Below are 21,628 nucleotides of genomic sequence, written 5' to 3' on the forward strand. Positions count from 1 at the left end.
ACGTTTTGGGCAATTAGCCGTCAAAACGCTTCATGGAAATGATGCTGATGGGATCAACCGGAACATCATCCATGGGACCGTAGGAACCGGTCTTTACTTTTTTGATCTTCTCAACAGCTTCCATGCCGTCTATAACCTTACCGAATACGCAGTAGCCCCAGCCCTGGGGGTTCTTGCCGGAATGGTTAAGGAAAGCGTTGTCCTTCACGTTAATGAAAAACTGTGAAGTTGCGGAATGGGGGTCCATGGTACGGGCCATGGCGAGGGTGCCGAGTTCGTTCTTGAGGCCGTTGTCAGCTTCATTCTCAACAGGAGCATTGTTAGCTTTCTCGTTCATGGAAAAATCGTAACCGCCACCCTGAATCATGAAGTTATTGATAACTCTGTGAAAAAGGGTTCCCTCATAAAAGCCATCATCTACGTAGCTCAAAAAGTTTGCTACGGTTTTGGGGGCTTCTTTCTCGAAAAGTTCAATTAGAACTTCACCTTCAGGTGTTTCCATCAGTACCATGGGATTGGACATATTAAATTCCTCCGATTTTTTTATCTTACCCGCTAGGGGGATTTTTCATCTACAATAAAACAAAAAAGTACGCCACTCCGAGCAACATAAGCACCAAACTGGGAATGACAACCTTTTTCCATGCAGCAACCATATCAACCTTAAAATATTCGCAGGTCAGCAGAAAGCAGATATGCAACGGAGAAGCCATAATCCCGGCAAACCCGGAAAACATGCACAGCACCGCCCAGGCCGGAAGTTGATCATGTAAGCCGGAAGCCTGCACCAGCCCGACAACCAGAGGCATGGCTGCGCCAACAAAAGCAAGTGTAATCCCGGCAATAAAGCCGACCAGAAAAGGAACAAATACCGCAGCAGCGATGAGTGCGGCCTCCCCGCCTGCCAAGCGGGCCAGTTCATCAACAACACCGCAGGCTCCTAGAATATCCTTGAACACGAACACGCAGACAATCATGAAGATCATGTTCAGGAACCGCTTTTCAACCAGCAGTCCCCGGATAATTGCCAGTGAACCGAAGTTAGCCGATACGCAGCAGAAAACCGCTGCCAGCAGAGCCAGAATTATCCCGATCTCAAAAGGGATTTCGGGGAAAACCATGCTCAGCAGTGTTTCAAAAATAAAAGCCCCGCCAATGGCGACAATAAGCGGCAAACCTTCCTTGAGCACTTTTTTGATATCCCGCCCGTTAGCGGAAACATCAGCAGCCTTGCCGTTATTTTCCATGGGCAGTACTGAAGGCCGTAAATAAAAAAAGCAGCCCAGAGCGATACAGGCGATTGCTCCCGGAAAAGTATAGCCGATGTATTCAAAGATGCTCATTCCGCACAAAGAAGCAGCCAGAATCATACCCGGATAAAGAGGCCATGCCAGCTCCCAGACATGACGGAACCAGTAGTTAATGACCACCTTGTCCCGCCCGGAAACATCCAGACCGTTAGCTGCTTCCTGAATCATAGGCGCGGAAAAGATAGCCCCGCCGGGCATGGGCAGCAGACCGATAAGTGCCGGGAAAAAGACCAGCCGTAGGCGCGGGCTTTTCAGGTACCCGGTCAGGGAATTCATTATCCTGCCAGCCTGCCCGGTTTTCTCCAGCAGGCCGGACAGCATCATAATCAGAGCCACGATGAGAGCCAAAAAAATTGTCTTATCATCACGCAATGCTTCAGCACTGACCTTGAATACAGCCCCCATTTTCATGGAAGTGAGCAGGGCCAGCACTCCGCCCCCGGCCAGAATTGACGGCCCGACGCCAAGCCTGAGCCTGATCCCGGCCAGCATACAAATAAAAACAAATAGAATTTTAATTAAAGGCAGGAGGTTTAGAAAAAAATCCATACATCACCCCGAACGCAAAAGAGGGTTAACGGCCCGCAACGCACAAGAAAAGCCATCAGCACAGGACACAGAAGGAAGACTGTTATTCTCCCTAAAAATGGATACTTCAAAAATCTTGATTACTCAATCAGGGAATCAAAACCAGATTCTTGCGTGCTATTTTATTGTCCGGGTCAATCTGCAAAGCCCTACGCAACCATTCTTTGGCCGAGGAATTATCACCGCACATATAGTAGAGAAGCCCCATATTTATCATGTGGTTGGGCTGCTGAGGCTCAAACTTCTGAGCTTTGCGCAGATCAGCCAATGCAGCCTCAAACTTACCCTGCTGCATAAAGACTATACCCCGGTTGCCGAGGGCTGTTGCGTAATCCGGATTGATCTGCAAAGCACGCTGATAAAGATCAAGAGCGGTGTATGGATCACCCTTGCGGCTCATAATTGAAGCAAAACTGGTCATGGCCTTGTAGTGAGAAGGATCAGCCTTAAAAGCAGCCTTGAAATGTTCAGCCGCCTCAGTGAGATTTTTCTCCCGTTCCAGCAGGTTGCCGTAGTTGTAATGCATATGATGGTTGTTCTCGGTCACTGCCAGGGCACGGGTATACAGGGCCTTGCTGTCCTTCCAGTGACCGGCCTGAGTGTAGGCCCCGGCCAGCAGTACCGCAACCGCAACCGAACCAAGCACGACCGCCGCTTTTCCGGGCAGACGTCCTTCACGGACCAGCCATGCTGCACCGAAAGCAATGATCATATAAATTCCCATGAAAGGGATATAGGCGTAACGGTCAGCCATGGACTGGTCGCCAACCTGCACCAGCCCGATCACCGGAACAAGGGTTCCCAGATACCAGAACCAGCCCACTGCACCGAGAGGAAATTTCTTTATAAAACGGACCGCAACCGCTGACACTCCAACCAAAATCAAGGCCGCCAGAACAGGCTTCCAAAGAGGAATCTCATGCGGATAAGGATAAAAAACCGCTAAATTAACCGGGGCCAGCAACTCCCCAAGATAGGCCACATACGAAACAAGTGCATTGGAAAGACGCAAACTCAAGGGAAAAGATTCCACGCTCTGCATGGCTCCGCCGCCCTGCTGGGCCATTACGGTCAGCGCGGAAGAAAGAATGGAAAGCCCGAACAGGGGCAGCTTTTCAACAATCAACTTGCCAATCTGCCCCACGGGATTCTTGGAAAAATCAACCCGGTTAAGAGGCCAGATATCCAGCAACACCAATGCCGCAGGCAGGGTGACCACCATAGGTTTGGCCAAAATACCCAGCCCGGTGAAGAAAAAAGTAAGCCCGTAAGATGCCATGTTCCTGTCTTTTGCCCAGCCAAGCCAGCTGTGCATGGCACTAAGCCAGAAAAATGTGGAAAGCACATCCTTGCGCTCGGCAACCCAGGCCACAGACTCAACATGCACCGGATGTACGGCAAAAAGGGCCGCAACAAAAAATGAAGAGATCAGCGCATCCTTTTCAAATCCTCTTGTAGCCTTGAGCAGGAAAAAGAAGAGCAGCAGCACATTGCAGAGGTGGAAAAAGACATTGACCAGATGACGCGCCCCGTCAGAATTCCCGAACAGGGAAGTGTCGAGCATATGCGAAACCACGGTCAGCGGATGATAGTTGGAAAGCTGGAAAGTGCTGAAAGCCCAGCCGATATTCTCGGCGGACACACCCTGCATAACCCGCTGGTTATTGGTCACGTAACTGGTATCATCATAAGTAACCAGCTCAAAACCGCCACACTGCCCGTAGACAATGAGCACCAGCGCGGAGAGGATTGCCGCTCCGATCAACGCTTTCTTTATTTCATTTCCAGCCTTCGCAATACCCATGATTAATCTGCCTGTCCCGTCTGTCTTTTTTCAGGAACGTCTTTCAAAAATTCACTTTTCAGCCAACCCAGCCTGTGTCCCAATGTTTCGCAGGAGCAACGCAGCACACCCATTCCATATTTTACTGAACGGGCAAAACTGATGGACGAGGAATCATCCATGTAGCGGGTCGGACAGGTCACTTCCCCGATATCGTATCCGGAATAGATAATCTGGCAGAGCATCTGATTATCAAAAATAAAATCATCGCTGTTGTTTTCAAGGGGAAGATTTTCCAGCAAATCGCGGGAAAAAGCCCGGTATCCGGTGTGGTATTCGGAAAGATGGTAGCCCACCAGCAAATTCTGAAACCAGGTCAACGCCCGGTTGGCAATATATTTATAAAGCGGCATGCCGCCTTTGCGCGCTCCGGTACCCAAAATTCTTGAACCGAGCATACAATCGAAAACCCCGTTGGCAATAGGTGAAACCATGGCTGAAATGATCAGAGGGGTGTACTGGTAATCCGGGTGAACCATAACCACCACGTCAGCTCCCATTTCAAGGGCGGTGCGGTAACAGGTTTTCTGATTGCCTCCGTACCCCATATTGCAGGTATGAACCACAGTCTTGATGCCCAGTTTCTCAGCCTGAGAGACAGTATCGTCGCGGCTGCAATCATCAACCAGCAGAATTTCGTCCACCACATCCGCAGGCAGTTCATCCAGAGTCTTTTTTAAAGTGGACGCCGCATTATAAGCTGGCATAACCATTACAACTTTTTTATTATTAACCATTTTTAGGTTCTCTCCTGAGATTAACTGCCATAAATATTTTCATATTCCACGAAAGAAATTTGTTTACAAAGTCCCCTGACTATCACCAAAGGCTGAACCTAATCAAGTTAAGGAAACTTGCCCTGTTGCCTGCCGCCCCTCTTTTTAGTAATCAATCAGCAACTTTTCAAAAGAATTTATCAGCACAGGGGATTTAAGAATGCAGGAAGCGGAAATCAAAAAATATATTTACAAGATCATCATGGACAAATGTACAGCCAATGAAGAAGCCCGTCAGGACGCGTTGGGTGAATTCATTGCCATGACCATGCCCAACATCGACGAAGGCGCGGTGCGCAATATCAAATCCATGATCCCGCCCATTAATGATCTTTACGACAAATGGGCCAATATGTTTGTCGAACGTCTGCTGGAAACCGTTCCCCGTAACCAGATTGAAGAACTTTGCAGCGGCACAACGGATAATGATTCCACGCTGGTGCTGGTCTACATCATGTTCATGGAATCAGAGCGCATGGAAAAACAGGTGGCTGATGATATCGCAGCTTTCGGTCCCGAACAGGATGACGAAGCCGGAAACATCGCCAGTGCCTACATCCGCTCCAAGCTGACCATTCTCGCCGAAGAGCAGAAAAAGAAAGACGCGACAATCCAGTAAAGGAGGCTGAAAATGTTCAGCAAAGCAATTGTCAGAACCCCGGCAAAAAGCCTCGGGCAAGGTTTGACTGAAGCGGGCCTCGGCTGCCCGGACATGGAACTGACCCTTACCCAGCACAAGGGCTACATTGAATATTTCAAACAGGCCGGGATCAACGTAACCGTCCTGCCTGCGGTGGAAGAATTCCCGGATTCCGTATTTGTGGAAGACACTGCGGTCATGATACCGCACGGCAATGATACAGCCGCTTTCCTGACCTGTCCCGGTGCTGAGTCAAGACGTGGCGAGGTGGATGAAATCGAAGCCGCCATTGCAAATCAGACTGACGCAATCATCCGCATGGAAGGAAACGGGCTAATGGAAGGCGGAGATGTATTGCTCATGGGCAAAACATTTTACGTGGGCATAGACAGCCGAACCAATGCGCAAGGTTGCGAACAATTCGCCAAGGCCGCTGCAAAATTCGGATACAAAACCGTTCCCGTGCCCTTTGATAACGGCATGCCTCATCTAAAGACAGAGCTTTCCGCCCTTGATGAGGAAACCCTGATCATGAGTGCTCGCTTTGCCCAGCGCGAGGAATTCGCCGGGTTTAAAAAAATCGTCGTTCCCCAGGGAGAAGAGTACTGCTCCAACTGCCTTCATTTGGGTAAAAAACTGCTCGTCCCGCAAGGATTTCCCCAAACAGCTGAGCTGCTCGACAAAAACGGATTCAAAGCCGATTTCATCGATATGTCAGAGTTCCGCAAAATGGACGGCGGCCTGACCTGTTTATCTTTACGCTGGTAGCAAATAAAAAGGGGTGGTGATCACAATCACCACCCCTTTTTATTTGGATTAAATAGCTATTTTCTCTAAAACATCCTGCAACATTTCTTCTTCACTCTGATCAGAGCGCACGATGTGATGCGCGGCTTCCATGAAACTTGGCTCAAAACGGTTGAGCATAAGTGAAATTTGTTCACGTGCATCTTCAGAGCCATCGGAAGCATTCAACATGGTCATAAAATCGCACATGACAAAGATAACCTTGCCGTTATTCTTAAGCATCTCGCGGACCTTCTCGGATTTGGCAGCCCCGCGGGGAAGGCTTACAACCTGATTATCAGCCCCTACAAGTTTCTCCAGCACCGGATTGCCGTCACTGCGGCTGACTACCACAAATTCCCGGTCCAGCTTTTCAGCCACCTTGGCAGCAATAGATTTACGCAATTCGTCGTTCAGGCAAAAAATAAAAACATTACCGGAATCACGACCACCGATAATCATATCCTTAGCCATGCCCGGCACATAAACACTTTTCTTGTCCTTTTCCTCAACAACAAATTCGACATCTATCATTTCAATATTTTCTTTCGCCATTTCAATCCCTTATATTTATACAACTAAATCTGAACAGAAAGATAAAGTAATCACTTCAGCATGAGGGGCAAGCTTACTTACGCTGAAAATAGACAGTGTTTTTATATTTTTCTTTTTCGGGATGATCTTTGGAGAGATAAGACATCTCCCAATTTTCTGAATAGAACTCAGTCACATAACTCAAGAGATCAAAAACGCCATCTTCAATTTTTGCTTTAGGATATATTTCCATAAAATCTTCAAGACTCAGGCTCAAATGCTTGACCACCAAATAAACCGGCCGGAATGTGAGCAGCATTTCAGACTCTGATCTTCTTTCAAGGCCTTGCAGCATACCATCAAGATATCCTTTCCTGATGCCGACTTTGCCGATAATATCTATGAGCATACCCATATCGAATGTCCGGTCCGGTTCACTTTGCGCAAAATTACAGACGCAGAAATCAACATTCTCTACAGAGTAAAGTTCGGCAAGCTTCTTTGCACCGGCGATCACTTTGGGTTCAAGATCATAACCGACAACTTCCTTTGCTCCACGCTTACGCGCGTAAAAAGAAAAATGTCCCAAGTTACAACCAAGATCACAGACACTTTTACCCGTAAAATCAAGTTCTTTGAATTCGGGATCTATGCCGTCTATCTCGTATCCGACGCCATCAGCCAAGGGTTTATTTTCAAAGTCGTAAAGCGGGCGCCAGATCAGGTCTTCTCCTACCTCAGCAACAATCTTTTTCAATTCAGCGTTTCTGCTCATGCGGACCTTCCGGGGATGTTGATATTCAAAATATAGGATTGGATATAGCCCCATTACGTCCTCAGCTCAAGATTTGTTTCAGATTGCATGGATTGTTGATGCGTGCTACTTCCATAGGCCGAAATCAGGAGAGTAATTTGCAGCAGTTAACGGAACCATTTGCCTACGGAAACTCGACCATCCATTCCATGAATCCCGGATTCAGACTGGCCTGCGCTTTCATCTTTTCCCTTGCCGGAGCATTGGTTACGAATCTTGCGGCAGCAAGCAGTGTTCTTGCTGCGGGAATTCTGTTTGCCTGCGTCGCAAAACTGAAATTAAAAACCCTGCTCAAACGTTTGCTCATAGTAAACTTCTTTATTCTCTTCCTCTGGGTATTCCTGCCCTTTTCCCGCCCCGGAGTGCCCCTCTTCAATATCGGTCCCTTTACTGCCACGCTCGACGGAATCATCTACACTGCAATCATCACCCTGAAATCAAACGGGGTTATCCTTGCTATGACCGCGCTCATCTCCACCATGCAAGTGCAAACTCTCGGCGCAGGTATGCAATCCCTGAAACTGCCGGATAAACTCTGCCGTTTACTGCTCTTCAGCTGGCGATATGTGCATGTCATGAGTACGGAATACAGCCGCATGCGCAGGGCCGCCACCATGCGCGCATTTACCCCCGGCTCAAATCTACGGACTTACCGCACCTATGCATGGCTTATGGGAATGCTGCTGGTGCGCAGTCTGGACCGGGCACAGCGGGTCTGGCAGGCCATGCTCTGCCGGGGATTCGCAGGAACATTCCACACCCTGACTACCTACCGCACAGGCATAAGAGACTGGACCCTGCTGCTCGCCACTATGGCCTGCATCGCACTTTTTATTTTTCTTGAGTTCAATAAAATTGAGGTTCTGCTGTGAGTTCACCTATATTTTCCCTGCATGATATAAACTTTTCCTATCCCGGAAACGATGTATTCAAAGACACCGATTTCGCACTGAATCAAGGTCAGAAAATAGGACTGACCGGACACAACGGCTCAGGCAAGACCACCCTGCTGCACATCATTATGGGGCTGCTCAAACCCCATTCAGGCGAAGTCTGTTACATGGGCCGGAAAATGAAATCCGAAAAGGATTTCCGGGAACTGCGCCAAGGCGTGGGGCTGCTTTTTCAGCAGGCCGACGATCAGCTCTTCTGTCCCACGGTACTGGAAGATGTCGCCTTCGGTCCGCTCAATCTGGGTAAATCCCCGGAGGAGGCGCGCAAAATAGCCGAGTACACCCTCTGCACGCTTGGATTAGCTGGATACGAAGACCGGGTTTCCTACCGCCTCTCCGGTGGTGAAAAAAAGCTGGTTTCTCTTGCCACAGTGCTAGCCATGGAACCGCAAGCACTGGTGCTGGATGAACCCACCAACGACCTCGACCCGGCCATGCGCGAAAGGCTTATCGACATACTGAATTCACTGGATATCGCCATGCTGGTGGTTTCCCACGATCTTGATTTTCTGGTACAGGTCACAGATATGGAATACTCTTGCAGCAAAGGAAAAATTCTGCGCGGAGCCTCAAATTTCAAAGATAATCACGACTACGGACAGTGTGAACTTTAACTACAAAACATATCAGGAATCGACATGATCAAATTCAGAACCCTTTTATTGATTGCAACCGCTCTCTTCATCGTTTCAGGATGCATTGGTGATGAAAAAACAATAACCATGAAAGTTGCCTCCACCGCCTACACTTCACACGTAGCACAGACCTCAAAACACCCTTTTCTCGGCGCATGGGGAGATGACCTCAAACCGGGCATGAAATGCATCGCTGTATCACGTGATTTGATCCCCAAGGGACTGGGACACAACGCAAAAGTAAAAATCGAAGGACTCCCCGGAGAGTATCTGGTCAAAGACAAAATGAATAAACGCTGGACAAATAAGATTGACATCTACATGGGTCTAGATACAAAAGCAGCAAAAGAATGGGGCAAACGCGAAGTGACCATTACTTTTGAGAAGAAAGAGAAGAAATAAAACGGAGAACCAATTGAGCGAACGGAAAAGAAATCCTCATCAGTCCATACGGGCCTACTGCCTGTGGTGCATGGGCGGCAGCCCGCAGCTTGTCAGGGAATGTGAGGACAGCGACTGCTCTCTTTATGAATTGCGCGGACCCAAGACCGAGGAATCCCAGCGCACCTGCATCCGGGCCATCCGTCGGCACTGCCTTGCCTGTACTGTAGGCGATCGCCAAGCTATCCGCGACTGCAAAGAGAAAGAATGCGTCATCCGCCGTTTCCGCTTCGGAGTTCATCCCAAAACCATGCAGAAACGCAGAAAACGGCAGCAGGCGAAAAGTTATCTCACCCTTCCGGGTTTATAAAAATTTGATGCCTCCGGCGGCTCTGCCGAGGTCTTTATCACTAGCAAAAAGCTCGACAATCATTTGATGTCGAGCTTCTTTTTTATCTTTTTTTGATCAGCTATCAGCTCCGCGGGTAATTGCTTGGACCGGCTCCACTGCTTGGGAGACTGACCGAACATGCGTTTGAACTCCCGGCTGAATTGCGAAGAACTCGCATAGCCCACATCCAAGGCCGCTTCGCTCACATTCATTCCCCCGGCAATATTCATGGCTGCGTTGTTCAGCCGCATGGACTTCACAAACTGAATGGGCGACATGTTGGTGGCCTGCTTGAATTTGCGGTGAAACACGGCCCGGCTCATTCCCACCTGTGAGGCCAAATCTTCAATGGTGACCGCCTTCCCAAGACTGGAAGACAAATACTTAATCGCCCGAGCAATTTCGTTACCCACTCCAAAGGCACGCCTTGTGGAATCACCCGCATCCCCTTTTAATATGGCGTAATAAACTTCCCGAAGCCGACCGTCCCCAAGTATCGCCGTATCCGCCGGGCTGTCCCCCAATTGCAGCAGCCGCAACACTGCTTCTGTGAATGATTCATCCCAGCGGGCAAGCTCAATCCCCTGCGGAAGCGGTCCGTTTTTGGGTTTTCGAATGGCCCCGGCGGCGTTTTCCATTTCAATCGCCAGTTCGGTCATCACTCTCGTATCCAAAGATATATACACTCCAAGGAGCGGGTTTTCCGGCGAAGCTGCGGGCGCACCGGCCTCCACCGGCATAGACATGGAACAACACAGATAGCGACTGCTGTCGTATATATATGACTTACCATCAAAAATAGCTTCCTTGGCCCCGTTCACAATGGCTACCACGGTTGGTTCGTAAACCGCAGGGGCGCAGGGCAGTGAGTGGGTAACCCGGAAAATCTGCACTCCCTTCACTCCGGTTTCCACCAGACCATCCGCGCCAAGCCTATCTTTAATGAGTTCTTTTATTTGCTGTCTGCTCATGCAATCTACGTAGCACTGCAAAACACACAATTCAACCAAGCGATACAATTGGGCATGTTTTCGCGATTATATCGCCTAGTTTTGTATGGTGTTGATAGCTATGTTCTTTTTAGAGAAAAAGAAAAACACCTCTCTCACAAGCAAGCAGCCATTAAGTATGTTGTTTCGGCTGCAATTATTTGAAAGGAGAAATAATGAAAGTTTTATATTTTTCAGCAACCGGCAACAGTCTGTATATTGCAAAATCAATCGGCGGAGAATTATGTTCCATTCCTCAAATGGTTAAAGAGGGAACCTATGAGTTTACGGATGAAAAGATCGGCATTATCTTTCCACTTCATGCATGGTCAGTTCCTCCATATATCGTTGATTTTTTGAAGAAAGCGACATTCAACTGTGATTATCTTTTTGCAGTTGTAACCTACGGGATTTATTCCGGTGCCGTGGCTAAGCATCTGTCCGATATAGCAGATGAAGCCGGGTTCGGGTTCTCTTACATCAGCCGAATCAGGATGGTGGATAATTACCTGCCCACTTTTGATATGAAGAAACAGGTCGCAAAGGAACCCAAAAAACAGATTGAAAAACATTTGGAAGCCATAAAATCTGATATTGCCGCCTCAAAAAAGGGAACATTGAAAGAAAACTGCTTCGATAAAGCGGCAATGAATTATATGTTTAGACGAGATGGCAAACCTTTTAATAAAAAAAGATTGAAAGTCCATGTCGTTGGTGAAGGGATTGAAAACTATGTTTTTGTGGAAGACAGCTGCACCCAGTGCGGGGTTTGCGCCAGCGTATGCCCGGTTAACAACATAGAAATGGACATGAAAAATGGGAAAATAGCTTTAAGTGACAAATGCTTCATGTGCTTTGCCTGTGTCCATAATTGTCCATCAAACGCAATTCATATCAAAGGTGAAGTTAGCAGTGCCAGATTCAGGAATAGTCATGTTACGTTAAAAGAAATCATTCACTCCAATAACCAAGTCTAAGAGTTGGTTAATGAAGAAACTATTGCTATTTATAGGAGTCATTATGTCTATTCCTGCTATGTTGTCTGCAAATGAAAGAAATATATCAGAAAGTACTGTTCAAGATGCAGAAGGAAACACCTACCGTACTGTGCAAATCGGGAATCAAACGTGGTTTGCCGAAAATCTCAGGAGCACAAGGTTTCGGGACGGTTCAAAAATACCGACTGCCTTTATCCCGAATGACGAAGAAGAGAATCTTCTGAAATATGGCAGGTTGTATGACTGGCGCGATGTGTCTGATGAACGAAATATCTGCCCTGTCGGGTGGAGAGTAGCAACGGATGTGGATTGGAAAGAACTGGAGAAAACAATCGGCATGGCTGAAGAGGATATAGATAAGAAAGGATGGAGAGGGGATGGTCTTGCTATTACTCTTAAAGAAGTCCAGCCTGATACAATGTTCAGTAAATTTGACCAGTCACAAGTCAATAAGTTTAAATTTTCTGTGCGGCCTGCCGGAATTAAATGGAAACGTTGGTATTTTGTTCAAGGAATGTATACCGAGTTCTGGACAGCCAGCGAGGCGACAGAGGCAAAAGCTTACAATAGGACCTTTGCCCACTCATGCTGGAACTGGCATAAAGGTAAGATTTACCGTAGCACTTTATCAAAAGATTATATGTTTTCAGTTAGATGTATAAAAGATTAATATATTGGGTTCCAGATCGACTGACAAAGCCCGCAATATTCATGGAAGATATTGCGGGCCTATTTTCTTACATATCAGACTGACGCATGCTCAGCGAAATCCGTTTACGCTGAATATCCACTTCCAAGACTTTAACCTTTACGGCCTGCCCCGGATGAACCACCGTTGCCGGATCGCGCACAAATTCATCAGCAAGACGGCTGATATGAGCCAACCCATCCTGATGCACCCCGATATCCACAAAAGCCCCGAAGGCGGTGACATTGGTCACAATACCGTTAAGGATCATGCCCTCGCGCAAATCTGAAACTTCCTTTACGGAATCATCAAAACGCACAGCCTCGAACTGCTTACGTGGATCACGGCCCGGTTTTTCAAGCTCTTTCATGATATCTTCAAGGGTGGGCAACCCCAGATCATCAGAAACATAATCTTCTAAATTGACCTTACCGCGCAACTCACCGGACTTGATAAGTTCGGCAACATCCGCGCCGAGATCCTTGGCAATCCCGGCTACAGCCTTGTAGCGTTCCGGGTGAACAGCAGTGCAGTCCAGCGGATTCTTGGCCCCGCGAATACGCAGGAATCCCGCGCATTGTTCAAAAGCCTTGGGTCCGAGACGGGGAACTTTGAGCAATTCCCGGCGAGAATTGAACGGCCCGTTCTCCTCACGAAATTTAATGACATTGGCGGCCAAAACCGGCCCCAGCCCGGAAACGGATTGTAAAAGCCTTGCGCTGGCAGTGTTCAACTCCACACCGACCATGTTAACGCAGGATTCGACCACCCTGCCGAGGCTTTCAGCCAAGCCCTTCTGATCCACATCATGCTGATACTGGCCCACACCGATGGATTTGGGATCAATCTTAACCAGCTCAGCCAGCGGGTCCATGAGCCTGCGCCCGATGGATACCGCTCCGCGCACAGTGATGTCGTAATCCGGGAATTCCTCACGGGCAATTTCCGAAGCGGAATAGACTGAGGCCCCGGATTCGTTGACCATGATCACCTGAATGGATTTATCCAAGCCCAGCTCTTTAACAAACTGCTCGGTCTCGCGTCCGGCAGTTCCGTTACCGATAGCCACGGCTTCGATGTCATATTTTTCCACCAGCCCGCTAACTATACGCGCGGCCTCTTTCTTCTTGCCCTCGGAAGTAACCGGATAAATGGTATCATTATGCAGTAGGGTTCCCTGTGCATCAAGGCAGATCAGCTTAGCTCCGGTACGGAAACCCGGATCAAGGGCCAGCACCCGCTTACCACCCAAGGGCGGAGAGAGCAGAATTTCACGCAAATTTGCGGCAAAAATATTGATAGCTTCGGTATCGGCCTTTTCCAGCAGCACCCCGCGCAGCTCGGTCTCCATCTGCGGAGCCAGCAGCCGTTTATAACTGTCAGTCGCAGCCAGCTGCACCTGTTTGGACGACGCAGAATTAGAGCGGACCAGTTTACGATGCAGAATGTCTAATGCATCATCTTCTTCCGGGCGGATGGATACCTTTAAAAACTTATCCCGCTCGCCACGAAACAAAGCCAGAATTCGATGACCAGCAGCTCGCTTGGCAGGTTCACGCCAATCAAACCAATCCCGGAACTTGGAAGCTTTGTCTTTATTTTCATCGGCCTGTGCCGCCTTGGTGGGCTTGGATTCGATCAAAGCCTTACGCTCAAACAAAGAACGCACGGCCTCGCGGGTAACCGTGTTTTCAGCAATCTTTTCAGCAATAATATCGCGCGCACCCGCCAGAGCATCATCCACGGACTCCACGCCCTTTTCCGCTGAAACAAAGCCCTGCGCTTCCTGAACGGGGTCGCATTTCTGGGCAAAAAGTTTATAGGCCAGCGGCTCAAGCCCTTTCTGGATCGCGGCCTGTCCTTTTGTCTTACGTTTTTGCTTGTACGGCAGGTACAGATCCTCAAGCTGGCGCATGGTCTCAGCACCATCAATCTTCTTGCGCAGACCATCATCCAGCTTGCCCTGTTCATCAATGGACTTAAGTACGCTTTCGCGCCTTTTATCCAGCTCCTTCAGTTTTCCCAAAAGGTCACTGACCGCAGCAACCGCAACCTCATCAAGGCTTCCGGTAGCTTCTTTGCGGTAACGGGAAATAAAAGGAATAGTCGCGCCCTCATCAAGAAGGTCCACAACAGATTTTACATTATTAGATGGAATACTCAGTTCAGACGAGATACGAGAAATATTTTTTGAATTCATATGATAAGGACTTTGATGCGCTAAAAGTGAAGCGTAATAAAAAGTTTTGAGGGGATGGGGTCTAGGGAAGGGGAACTTTTCCCAAAAGTTCCCCTYCCCCAGCCGTCGGAGACAAATATATTAATTACTTGATTCTTCTTTCTGTAATTCTTCAGGAGAGAGTGACCAGAAAGGAGTGCCGTCTTTGGTCAGGCGAAACTTGTACTTGCGTTCTTCTCCGGCCTTGAGCTTGGCGGCCATGTATTCGTACTCACCATCAATCTCGACCAGCACGCCGTAGACCTTAACCCTTACACCGGGCCGCAGATCTTTGATGCGCGGCTCAACGAAATCTTTGGGACCGAGATGTACGAGTACTTTCTCGCCATCTTCCTTATCTTTAACGAGAACGCCGATCCCTTCGGTCATTCCGTCCATGGGTTCGATGTCCTTAATTTTAAGGAGAGTCCCCTTGAACACATCGCGGTCGGTGTTGTCATAAAGGGAATCGTATTCACTGCCCTTTTCCCAACCTTTAATATTCATTTCCCCGGCAAAAGCGGAAGAAACAATCAGAAGAGCAAGGCAGAATGCAATCAGGGAACTTTGTAAAAAACTTTTAATCACTGAAAAAACTCCTTTTAAATCAAGCTTCCTACTGGGTAAGCCATTTATTAAACGCACGCAAGGTAACCAGTTTGATGTCTACAGCCGCACCGTTCCTCAAAAAATCAGTACGCACAAACTCGACTATGACCGTTCCGCTCTTCACATCAACGAGAAACAGCCGAACATAATCAGCCCGTGAATCATTCATGGCATCGCGGTCGCCAAGAGCATTATCCGCGGAGATATCATACAGAAGGGCCAAATCAGCATCCACACCTGAAAGAGCAGCCTGCACTTCCGGCACAATTGGATAATATTTGCCGTACTTACGACGTTCCCACAAGCTGGACTTCTTAATATTTTCAAGCATGGTAACATCGCCGCCATTGACGGCATAGCTGGACCATTTAAGCTCAAACGCACCGGCCTGTTTGCAGGCGTTAAGCAAAGATTGGGTCATGCGCCAGCGATACTTGAAATCAAAATTCATGGTGGTTGTCCGCCAAGGAAGAAGTGCCAGCTTATAAACCTTGCCCCCGGTATTAAAGGGGGTGGTATAATCATCAGCTTTGACGCAGGAAGCGCAACCAAGACAAAGAATCAGGATCAACAATAATTTTTTCATGGTAACCTCGTACTTTTTTACAGGTACTCTGTTTTATAACGGCAGTAGCCATATGTCCATAGATTGAGTTTAAACTTGGCGTTCGAGCCATTTGCCGTTACACTCCGGCAGTTTTTTCAATGCGGAGGAGAATATGTCCGATAAAAAAAAGGCCCAGAAACTTTCCAGAAGAGGATTCCTTTTCGGAGGATTCAGAAAAAAAGAAGACCGTGAGCAAATCCAGAGCGCGGCCAAGCCCATTGCGGCCAAGGAAGTAAATCTCGACACTTTGGCCGAAGCCAACGTGGCCTATGAAAATAGTCGCTTTGAAGAAGCGGCAACCAAGTACAAAGAATTCATCAAGACTGAACCGCAGAATGCCGATGCCCGCAAAAGGCTTGGGCACTGTTTGTATAAGAACGAAAAATACGTTCAGGCCAAAGTTGAATTCGAACGGGCTATCCGTATTCTCGGCAAGGACAACTTTTCCTATCTATACCTCGGACTGCTGCTTTGCCGTGCCGGAGCAGGTAAAAAAGCCGTCCCGATCTGGAAACTATATTTCGATCCCGAGAACATCACCCTGCAACGGGAAATAAATTTACAAATCGCCCTCATAGAATCCGATCCCGAAGCATCATTCGAAGACGCTGCCAATATGGTAGAGCAGGTGATTGAAGAGACTTCGATGCAAGCTTAAAAAAGCAATTTCATACAAGCCAGCAAAAACTTCTTTCTGGTACTCCTTTCCAAGCTATAGGCGAAGCCCTAATAAAAGGTTTTGAAAAGGGGAGTCCAGAGGGGAAAAACTTTTGCAAAAGTTTTTCCCCTCTGGCCGCCGGAGGCATCCATCACTCAGCCGCAAGTTCGCCTAAGCGACGTACCCCGGCCTGAATCTCATCACTCCAGAGCGACCCACTGGACAGACGGATGTAATTTGAAAACACATCCTGCGGCGAGAAGACGGTTCCGGGCACAATGCCGATACCTTCTTCGCGGGCCTTGAAAAAAAGTTCCACCCCGTCTTTTGATTCGGGCAACTCCACCCAGAGTACGGACCCACCCTTGGGATTGGTAACTTTTGTCCCTTCAGGGAAAGATAAACCGATCTCGGTACGCATCTTCTGCATTTGATCTTTCATGGCTGCACGTAATTTCTTAAGATGACGATCATAAAGGGTTTCGCGCAGATAGCGGGCGATAGCCATCTGGGTAGCGGCAACGCAGGAAACATTAGTGGTGGCTTTTATTTCAAGGGCCTTTTCCAGATAACGTCCCGGAGCCAACCAGCCCACCCGGTAACCGGGGGCAATGGTCTTGGAAAAGGATGAACAGAGCAAAACCCCGCCATCGCGGTCATAGGATTTAAGTGTGCGTGGCCGGGAATCACCGAAATAAATTTCCCCGTAAACGTCATCTTCCACCAGTGGGATTTTGCGTTTAGCGAGGATTTCTACGATTTCCTTTTTGCGCTCATCAGAAGTCAGACCGCCATCAGGATTGTTGAAATTAGGCGAAAAAATGCAGGCTTTGATGTCAAAAGTCCGGGTTATGTCCTCCACTCGATCCGGGTTAATACCCCGCTTAGGGCAGGACGGCATCTCAATGGCCCGCAAGCCGAGATTCTCTACCAATTGCAGGAAACAGTAGTAGGACGGAGACTGGATCAAGACCAGATCGCCGGGCCGGGTCAGGGTGCGCAAGGAAATATACAGAGCCTCCATGGCCCCGGTGGTGATGATCAACTCATCGGCAGTAACATTGGAACCGCAGTCTACAGAACGAAAGGCAATCTGGCGACGCAAGTCAAGGTTGCCGGGGATCATCTCATATCCGGCGGTATCGAGTGGATTTTCCCGGATAACGGAAGTCATGATCTTGGCAAGCTGACGGGTAGGCAGCAGATCCTCGCTGGGACAAACCACGCCGAGAGGAAGCAAATCCTTGTTACCCACGGTTTCAAGGGCAGTGCGGATCAACTTGTTCTTGGTAACCGTGTGCGGTTCCAGCTTCTGGGTGGTCTTGATTTCCGGGGTGGGAATGATCCTGAACTCGCTACGCACGTAGTAGCCGGAACGGGGCCGGGACTCGATCAGCCCGCGCTTTTCCAGCTCTTCGTAAGCGTGGGACACCGTTGAAATGGAGACTTTAAGGGTTTTGCTCATCTGGCGCAGGGACGGTAGTTTGTCACCGGGAACAAGATCCCCGGCTTCAATATGTTTTGAAAGTTCCTGCTCAACTTTTTTATATCTGTACTGATTACCAGAACTGTCCAGATTCATTGTTTTTCCCTCGCTACTCAAAAACTGTTATGGTCCATTTTTTATAAATCTGCATCTGTACTGATGTCAGATTTTATGTAGACTGGCAAGCAGATCAGAAATCTATTCTTGAATTTTAATTATGCCGGAGGTAACCGTGGAATCAATCATGAATTCCCAGAAAATAAAACAAAGCTGTATGCTGATGTCCGCCTTCAAACAGGCCTTACCAATCGTACTTGGTTTTTTGCCTGTGGGATTCGCATATGGAGTATTAGCGCGCAAAGCTGGAATTTCCATTGATAATACAGTACTTATGTCGCTGCTCGTCTTTGCCGGATCAGCACAGTTCATCGCGGTCGGGTTACTTGCCAGCGGAGCTTCGGCTGTATCGGTCATCATCACAACATTTATAGTCAACCTGCGTCATCTGCTCATGTCGGCAGCATTGTCTCCGTATCTGAAAAAATGGTCAAAACTTGAGATAGCCCTCTTTGGCTTCCAACTTACTGATGAAACATTCGCTGTACACTCTACAAGGTTCTCGTCAGGGGATATGCATAAAGGCGAGACCTTTCTTATCAACTCCATCGCCCAAGCAGCATGGGTGGGCGGGACCGTACTGGGCATATTTTCCAGTACGCTCATAAACGATGTAAAGCCCATGGGCCTTGATTACGCGCTCCCGGCCATGTTCATCGCCCTGCTCATTTTCCAGATTAAAGATAAGAGCCACGTAATAGTCGGACTCATCACCGGGCTGTTATCAACCGCACTGGCTCTCGGCGGTGCAGGACAGTGGAATGTAATAATCGCCACCCTGATCGGCGCAACTCTCGGCGCGGCAGTAAAATGGGGGAATAAATAATGGATCAGCAAACAATACTTCTCACCCTCTTCGGTATGATGGCGGTGACCTACATTCCGCGCATGCTCCCGGCTCTGGCCCTTAGTTCCCGCGACCTGCCGCCCATTGTGGGCAAGTGGCTTTCCTATGTACCCACAGCGGTACTTTCCGCCCTGCTGGCCCCGTCACTGCTCGCGCCCGAAGGTGTTATCGATCTCACCTTCAACAACCTTTACTTCTGGGTGGCAGTGCCTACCTTTGCGGTAGCCATGTTTACCCGCAATTTCTTCGGCACTGTGGCTGTCGGTATGGGACTGGTGGCAGCAGCCAGATATTTCTTGTAATTTCAGCAACAAAGGATTTCAAAATGATTTCTAGAGATGAAGCACTCGAACTGCTCAAAACAAATGTAAAAGAAGAAAACCTGATCCAGCATTCCCTCGAATCTGAAGCCGTACTCGGCGCACTGGCCGAAAAACTGGGACAGGACGTTGAACTATGGTCCATGACCGGACTGCTGCACGACCTCGATTACAGCGAAACCGCCGACACCCCGGAAAAGCACGGCCTGATTGCCGCAGAAATGCTTGAAGGCAAGCTGCCAGATGAAGCAATCAAAGCTATCCGCGCCCACAACGGCGACATGACCGGAGTCGCTCCGCAGTCCGATTTCGATTTCGCCCTGCGGTGCGGCGAGACCGTGACCGGGCTGATCCACGCCAACGCGCTCATGCGCCCTGAAAGAATGAACGGCATGAAGCCCAAAAGTCTCAAGAAAAAAATGAAAGCCAAAGCATTCGCCGCCAGCGTGGATCGCGAGATCATCAAGGAATGTGACAAAATAGGTCTCGAACTAGGCGACTTTTTCGCTATTTCTATCGAAGCAGTAACCAAAGTCGCACCCGAAGTTGGATTGGAATAATTTTGCCTCCGGCGGCTGGGGAAGGGGAACTTTTGGGAAAAGTTCCCCTTCCCCAGACCCCATCCCCTCAAAACTTTTCAATAAGCTTCGCAGCTTCGCTTAAACGAATGTGCTAAGCAGACCATATTTATAAATTGTTTGAACTCCAAACGTTTGTTCCCTGCTGGAACATTCACCCAAAAAAGCGGTCCGACACTTGCCAGAAGTGTCGGACCGCTTTGAGGTTTTCTCTAACAAACTTCACCATACGATAGCGGCGAAGCCATAATAAAAGGTTTTGAAAAGTTTTTCCCCTCTGGCCGCCGGAGGCATCAAAATTACTTACCCCAACCGCCGCCTCCGGGGGTTTCCATGCGGATAATATCGCCCTTCTTGAGCGGTGAATGAAACTTTCCGGGCTTCTGAATTTCCTCACCGTCACGGATCAAAATATTCTTACCGGGTGTTCCGGGACTTCCACCCTGTAAGCCGTAGGGCGCATTGACCCTACGCTCGGAAAGCACGGTGATTTCGCACCCGGACAGCAACTCAATTTCACGCACAAGACCGTCACCACCGGGAACCCTGCCTGCTCCGCCAGTGTTCTTGCGGATGCAGTAAGTCTTTACCCGAAACGGGTAACTGTACTCAAGAGCTTCGACGGGAGTGTTCAGGGTGTTGGTCATGTGAGAATGGGTAGCGTGCTCACCGCGACAGGTGGCGGATGCCCCCATACCCCCGGCAAGAGTCTCGTAGTAGGCAAAAGGCTTGCCGGTCCGCTCGTCCATGCCGCCGATGGTCATGTTGTTCATGGTTCCCTGACTTGCTGCCGGGATGCGCTGCGGAATGGCTTCGGCAAGCGCACCGAGAACCACGTCCACCACACGCTGGGAAGTTTCCACGTTGCCGCCTGCTACTGCTGCGGGGAAATTGGCATCAAGGATGGAACCTTTACGGGTCAAAACTTCGATGGGCCGCAAAATACCTGCGTTGGTTGGCACATCGCCTTCGATGAGCGAACGGAAAACGTAAAGCACTGCGGAAAGGGTGATGGACCGCACCGCATTAACACTTCCGGTAACCTGATCACCGGACGCGGTGAAATCAAGCCTGGCACTGTCGCCCTTTACTTCCATGATCACGGAAATGGGTACGTTTTCGCAATCCACACCGTCTCCGTCCATGTAGTCGGTAAACTGGTATGTTCCGTCCGGGATGGACTTGATGGTGTTACGGGTGATGGATTCAGCGTAATCGTTCAGGCTAGCAGCGTAAAAATCAACTTTCGCGAGACCATATTTACCGATGAGTTCTTTAAGACGGGTAACTCCGGTGAGGTTAGCCATAATCTGGGCTGCAAAATCGCCCTCACGTTCCACCGGGGTACGCACGTTGTTGAGCAGCAAAGTCATTACACCGGATACGATCTCGCCTTTTTCCACTATCTTTACCGGGGGAATGATGATCCCTTCCTGATAAAGGGAAGTGGAAAGAGGCATGGAACCGGAAGCCATGCCGCCCACATCGGAATGATGGGCACGGTTGGCAACGTAAAAAGAAGGCTCAGTGGAACCGTTACAGAAAACCGGAGCCACTAGGGTGATGTCCGGAAGATGGGTTCCACCCTTGAAGGGGTCGTTGAGCATGACCATGTCGCCTTCTTTGAAATCGCTGTTCTCAATGGCTGATTTCACGGAAAGAGGCATGGAACCGAGGTGCACCGGGATGTGCGCAGCCTGCGCAACCATGTCACCTTTATGATCGAACACCGCACAGGAAAGGTCGCGCCGTTCCTTGATGTTGGGCGAGAAAGCGGTACGAGTCAGGGTCACGCCCATTTCTTCAGAAATAGCCGCAAACCTGTTCTTGAAAACCTCAAGGAGGATCGGATTCACATTCAT

24 protein-coding genes are annotated in these 21,628 nt (G+C 48.9%); 12 read left to right on the top strand and 12 right to left on the bottom strand.

Annotated elements, in window-relative coordinates; all coding sequences use genetic code 11:
• Positions 1 to 13 precede the first annotated feature (13 nt).
• The 4 genes from FMS18_RS09750 to FMS18_RS09765 all read right to left on the bottom strand — a co-directional run bounded on the left by FMS18_RS09750 (position 14) and on the right by FMS18_RS09765 (position 4,478).
• Positions 14 to 523 carry a peptidylprolyl isomerase gene (locus FMS18_RS09750; protein WP_163293940.1) on the bottom strand — a complete coding sequence of 170 codons (510 nt, stop codon included), beginning with the start codon at positions 521 to 523 and terminating at the stop codon, positions 14 to 16.
• A gap of 49 nt (positions 524 to 572) precedes the next feature.
• The gene (locus FMS18_RS09755; RefSeq protein ID WP_163293942.1) at positions 573 to 1,859 is read right to left on the bottom strand and encodes a DUF401 family protein; all 1,287 of its coding nucleotides are present in this window, start codon (positions 1,857 to 1,859) and stop codon (positions 573 to 575) included.
• A 127-nt stretch (positions 1,860 to 1,986) separates the two neighbouring features.
• Positions 1,987 to 3,702, bottom strand: a complete 1,716-nt coding sequence (locus FMS18_RS09760; protein WP_163293945.1) for a tetratricopeptide repeat protein — start codon at positions 3,700 to 3,702, stop codon at positions 1,987 to 1,989.
• 2 nt (positions 3,703 to 3,704) lie between these two features.
• The gene (locus FMS18_RS09765; protein ID WP_163293947.1) at positions 3,705 to 4,478 is read right to left on the bottom strand and encodes a glycosyltransferase family 2 protein; all 774 of its coding nucleotides are present in this window, start codon (positions 4,476 to 4,478) and stop codon (positions 3,705 to 3,707) included.
• A 199-nt stretch (positions 4,479 to 4,677) separates the two neighbouring features.
• Here FMS18_RS09765 and FMS18_RS09770 point away from each other — a divergent pair, with 199 nt between their 5' ends.
• Together FMS18_RS09770 and FMS18_RS09775 are read left to right on the top strand one after the other, a co-directional pair.
• Positions 4,678 to 5,136 (top strand): hypothetical protein, encoded by a 459-nt coding sequence (locus FMS18_RS09770; RefSeq protein WP_163293949.1) that lies wholly within the window; start codon positions 4,678 to 4,680, stop codon positions 5,134 to 5,136.
• A gap of 12 nt (positions 5,137 to 5,148) precedes the next feature.
• On the top strand, positions 5,149 to 5,925 hold the full coding sequence (locus FMS18_RS09775; protein WP_163293951.1) for a dimethylarginine dimethylaminohydrolase family protein: 777 nt from the start codon (positions 5,149 to 5,151) through the stop codon (positions 5,923 to 5,925).
• A gap of 48 nt (positions 5,926 to 5,973) precedes the next feature.
• Here FMS18_RS09775 and FMS18_RS09780 read toward each other — a convergent pair whose 3' ends face one another.
• Together FMS18_RS09780 and FMS18_RS09785 are read right to left on the bottom strand one after the other, a co-directional pair.
• Positions 5,974 to 6,498: a shikimate kinase gene (locus FMS18_RS09780; RefSeq protein ID WP_163293953.1), complete on the bottom strand. Its 525-nt coding sequence runs from the start codon at positions 6,496 to 6,498 to the stop codon at positions 5,974 to 5,976.
• 73 nt (positions 6,499 to 6,571) lie between these two features.
• A complete protein-coding gene (locus tag FMS18_RS09785) occupies positions 6,572 to 7,252 on the bottom strand; it encodes a methyltransferase domain-containing protein (protein WP_163293955.1) in 681 nt (226 codons plus the stop codon).
• Positions 7,253 to 7,389: 137 nt separating this feature from the next.
• On the opposite strand from FMS18_RS09785, the gene cbiQ reads away from it, so the two are divergent.
• Genes cbiQ through FMS18_RS09805 form a run of 4 tightly spaced genes read left to right on the top strand, consistent with a single transcriptional unit; the run spans position 7,390 to position 9,630 of the window.
• On the top strand, positions 7,390 to 8,163 hold the full coding sequence (gene cbiQ / locus FMS18_RS09790) for a cobalt ECF transporter T component CbiQ (protein WP_163293958.1): 774 nt from the start codon (positions 7,390 to 7,392) through the stop codon (positions 8,161 to 8,163).
• The gene (locus FMS18_RS09795) at positions 8,160 to 8,858 is read left to right on the top strand and encodes an ABC transporter ATP-binding protein (protein ID WP_163293960.1); all 699 of its coding nucleotides are present in this window, start codon (positions 8,160 to 8,162) and stop codon (positions 8,856 to 8,858) included. Before cbiQ ends, FMS18_RS09795 begins: the two co-directional genes overlap by 4 nt.
• 24 nt (positions 8,859 to 8,882) lie before the next feature.
• Positions 8,883 to 9,281, top strand: a complete 399-nt coding sequence (locus FMS18_RS09800) for a 3D domain-containing protein (RefSeq protein ID WP_203544588.1) — start codon at positions 8,883 to 8,885, stop codon at positions 9,279 to 9,281.
• A 13-nt stretch (positions 9,282 to 9,294) separates the two neighbouring features.
• Positions 9,295 to 9,630: a restriction endonuclease gene (locus FMS18_RS09805; protein WP_163293962.1), complete on the top strand. Its 336-nt coding sequence runs from the start codon at positions 9,295 to 9,297 to the stop codon at positions 9,628 to 9,630.
• A gap of 59 nt (positions 9,631 to 9,689) precedes the next feature.
• Here the strand turns inward: FMS18_RS09805 and FMS18_RS09810 are convergent, their stop codons facing one another.
• A complete protein-coding gene (locus FMS18_RS09810) occupies positions 9,690 to 10,622 on the bottom strand; it encodes an AraC family transcriptional regulator (RefSeq protein WP_163293964.1) in 933 nt (310 codons plus the stop codon).
• 194 nt (positions 10,623 to 10,816) lie between these two features.
• On the opposite strand from FMS18_RS09810, the gene FMS18_RS09815 reads away from it, so the two are divergent.
• Positions 10,817 to 11,617 carry an EFR1 family ferrodoxin gene (locus FMS18_RS09815; RefSeq protein WP_163293966.1) on the top strand — a complete coding sequence of 267 codons (801 nt, stop codon included), beginning with the start codon at positions 10,817 to 10,819 and terminating at the stop codon, positions 11,615 to 11,617.
• A 43-nt stretch (positions 11,618 to 11,660) separates the two neighbouring features.
• Positions 11,661 to 12,308, top strand: coding sequence for a fibrobacter succinogenes major paralogous domain-containing protein (locus FMS18_RS09820; protein WP_203544589.1), 648 nt, complete (start codon positions 11,661 to 11,663; stop codon positions 12,306 to 12,308).
• A 67-nt stretch (positions 12,309 to 12,375) separates the two neighbouring features.
• Here the strand turns inward: FMS18_RS09820 and FMS18_RS09825 are convergent, their stop codons facing one another.
• From FMS18_RS09825 to FMS18_RS09835, 3 genes are all read right to left on the bottom strand, one after another.
• On the bottom strand, positions 12,376 to 14,526 hold the full coding sequence (locus FMS18_RS09825) for a Tex family protein (protein WP_163293970.1): 2,151 nt from the start codon (positions 14,524 to 14,526) through the stop codon (positions 12,376 to 12,378).
• Positions 14,527 to 14,646: 120 nt separating this feature from the next.
• Complete coding sequence (locus tag FMS18_RS09830) at positions 14,647 to 15,132, bottom strand: hypothetical protein (RefSeq protein WP_163293972.1); 486 nt, start codon at positions 15,130 to 15,132, stop codon at positions 14,647 to 14,649.
• A 28-nt stretch (positions 15,133 to 15,160) separates the two neighbouring features.
• On the bottom strand, positions 15,161 to 15,739 hold the full coding sequence (locus FMS18_RS09835) for a hypothetical protein (RefSeq protein ID WP_163293974.1): 579 nt from the start codon (positions 15,737 to 15,739) through the stop codon (positions 15,161 to 15,163).
• 133 nt (positions 15,740 to 15,872) lie between these two features.
• Here FMS18_RS09835 and FMS18_RS09840 point away from each other — a divergent pair, with 133 nt between their 5' ends.
• Positions 15,873 to 16,418 (top strand): tetratricopeptide repeat protein, encoded by a 546-nt coding sequence (locus tag FMS18_RS09840; protein WP_163293976.1) that lies wholly within the window; start codon positions 15,873 to 15,875, stop codon positions 16,416 to 16,418.
• Positions 16,419 to 16,569: 151 nt separating this feature from the next.
• Here FMS18_RS09840 and FMS18_RS09845 read toward each other — a convergent pair whose 3' ends face one another.
• Entirely contained in the window at positions 16,570 to 18,000 is a 1,431-nt protein-coding gene (locus tag FMS18_RS09845) for a PLP-dependent aminotransferase family protein (protein WP_163293978.1), read from the bottom strand.
• Positions 18,001 to 18,136: 136 nt separating this feature from the next.
• On the opposite strand from FMS18_RS09845, the gene FMS18_RS09850 reads away from it, so the two are divergent.
• Genes FMS18_RS09850 through FMS18_RS09860 form a run of 3 tightly spaced genes read left to right on the top strand, consistent with a single transcriptional unit; the run spans position 18,137 to position 19,748 of the window.
• Positions 18,137 to 18,847 (top strand): AzlC family ABC transporter permease, encoded by a 711-nt coding sequence (locus FMS18_RS09850; protein ID WP_163293980.1) that lies wholly within the window; start codon positions 18,137 to 18,139, stop codon positions 18,845 to 18,847.
• Positions 18,847 to 19,170 (top strand): AzlD domain-containing protein, encoded by a 324-nt coding sequence (locus FMS18_RS09855; RefSeq protein ID WP_163293982.1) that lies wholly within the window; start codon positions 18,847 to 18,849, stop codon positions 19,168 to 19,170. Before FMS18_RS09850 ends, FMS18_RS09855 begins: the two co-directional genes overlap by 1 nt.
• Positions 19,171 to 19,193: 23 nt before the next feature.
• Positions 19,194 to 19,748, top strand: coding sequence for an HDIG domain-containing metalloprotein (locus FMS18_RS09860; protein WP_163293984.1), 555 nt, complete (start codon positions 19,194 to 19,196; stop codon positions 19,746 to 19,748).
• Between the two features lie 317 nt (positions 19,749 to 20,065).
• On the opposite strand, the gene FMS18_RS09865 is transcribed toward FMS18_RS09860, so the two are convergent.
• Complete coding sequence (locus FMS18_RS09865) at positions 20,066 to 21,628, bottom strand: hydantoinase B/oxoprolinase family protein (RefSeq protein ID WP_163293986.1); 1,563 nt, start codon at positions 21,626 to 21,628, stop codon at positions 20,066 to 20,068.

Origin of the sequence: Desulfovibrio sp. JC022 (genome assembly GCF_010470665.1) — a bacterium.
Classification (GTDB): Bacteria; Desulfobacterota; Desulfovibrionia; order Desulfovibrionales; family Desulfovibrionaceae; genus Maridesulfovibrio.

Bases quoted from the DNA above. Each gene is read 5' to 3' on its own strand.
- FMS18_RS09835 (WP_163293974.1), bottom strand. From the start codon at position 15,739: ATGAAAAAATTATTGTTGATCCTGATTCTTTGTCTTGGTTGCGCTTCC.
- FMS18_RS09840 (WP_163293976.1), top strand. From the start codon at position 15,873: ATGTCCGATAAAAAAAAGGCCCAGAAACTTTCCAGAAGAGGATTCCTT.
- FMS18_RS09770 (WP_163293949.1), top strand. From the start codon at position 4,678: ATGCAGGAAGCGGAAATCAAAAAATATATTTACAAGATCATCATGGAC.
- FMS18_RS09865 (WP_163293986.1), bottom strand. From the start codon at position 21,628: ATGAATGTGAATCCGATCCTCCTTGAGGTTTTCAAGAACAGGTTTGCG.
- FMS18_RS09845 (WP_163293978.1), bottom strand. From the start codon at position 18,000: ATGAATCTGGACAGTTCTGGTAATCAGTACAGATATAAAAAAGTTGAG.
- FMS18_RS09785 (WP_163293955.1), bottom strand. From the start codon at position 7,252: ATGAGCAGAAACGCTGAATTGAAAAAGATTGTTGCTGAGGTAGGAGAA.
- FMS18_RS09760 (WP_163293945.1), bottom strand. From the start codon at position 3,702: ATGGGTATTGCGAAGGCTGGAAATGAAATAAAGAAAGCGTTGATCGGA.
- FMS18_RS09825 (WP_163293970.1), bottom strand. From the start codon at position 14,526: ATGAATTCAAAAAATATTTCTCGTATCTCGTCTGAACTGAGTATTCCA.
- FMS18_RS09755 (WP_163293942.1), bottom strand. From the start codon at position 1,859: ATGGATTTTTTTCTAAACCTCCTGCCTTTAATTAAAATTCTATTTGTT.
- FMS18_RS09815 (WP_163293966.1), top strand. From the start codon at position 10,817: ATGAAAGTTTTATATTTTTCAGCAACCGGCAACAGTCTGTATATTGCA.
- FMS18_RS09750 (WP_163293940.1), bottom strand. From the start codon at position 523: ATGTCCAATCCCATGGTACTGATGGAAACACCTGAAGGTGAAGTTCTA.
- FMS18_RS09855 (WP_163293982.1), top strand. From the start codon at position 18,847: ATGGATCAGCAAACAATACTTCTCACCCTCTTCGGTATGATGGCGGTG.
- FMS18_RS09765 (WP_163293947.1), bottom strand. From the start codon at position 4,478: ATGGTTAATAATAAAAAAGTTGTAATGGTTATGCCAGCTTATAATGCG.
- FMS18_RS09800 (WP_203544588.1), top strand. From the start codon at position 8,883: ATGATCAAATTCAGAACCCTTTTATTGATTGCAACCGCTCTCTTCATC.
- FMS18_RS09820 (WP_203544589.1), top strand. From the start codon at position 11,661: ATGTCTATTCCTGCTATGTTGTCTGCAAATGAAAGAAATATATCAGAA.
- FMS18_RS09775 (WP_163293951.1), top strand. From the start codon at position 5,149: ATGTTCAGCAAAGCAATTGTCAGAACCCCGGCAAAAAGCCTCGGGCAA.
- FMS18_RS09780 (WP_163293953.1), bottom strand. From the start codon at position 6,498: ATGGCGAAAGAAAATATTGAAATGATAGATGTCGAATTTGTTGTTGAG.
- FMS18_RS09860 (WP_163293984.1), top strand. From the start codon at position 19,194: ATGATTTCTAGAGATGAAGCACTCGAACTGCTCAAAACAAATGTAAAA.
- FMS18_RS09810 (WP_163293964.1), bottom strand. From the start codon at position 10,622: ATGAGCAGACAGCAAATAAAAGAACTCATTAAAGATAGGCTTGGCGCG.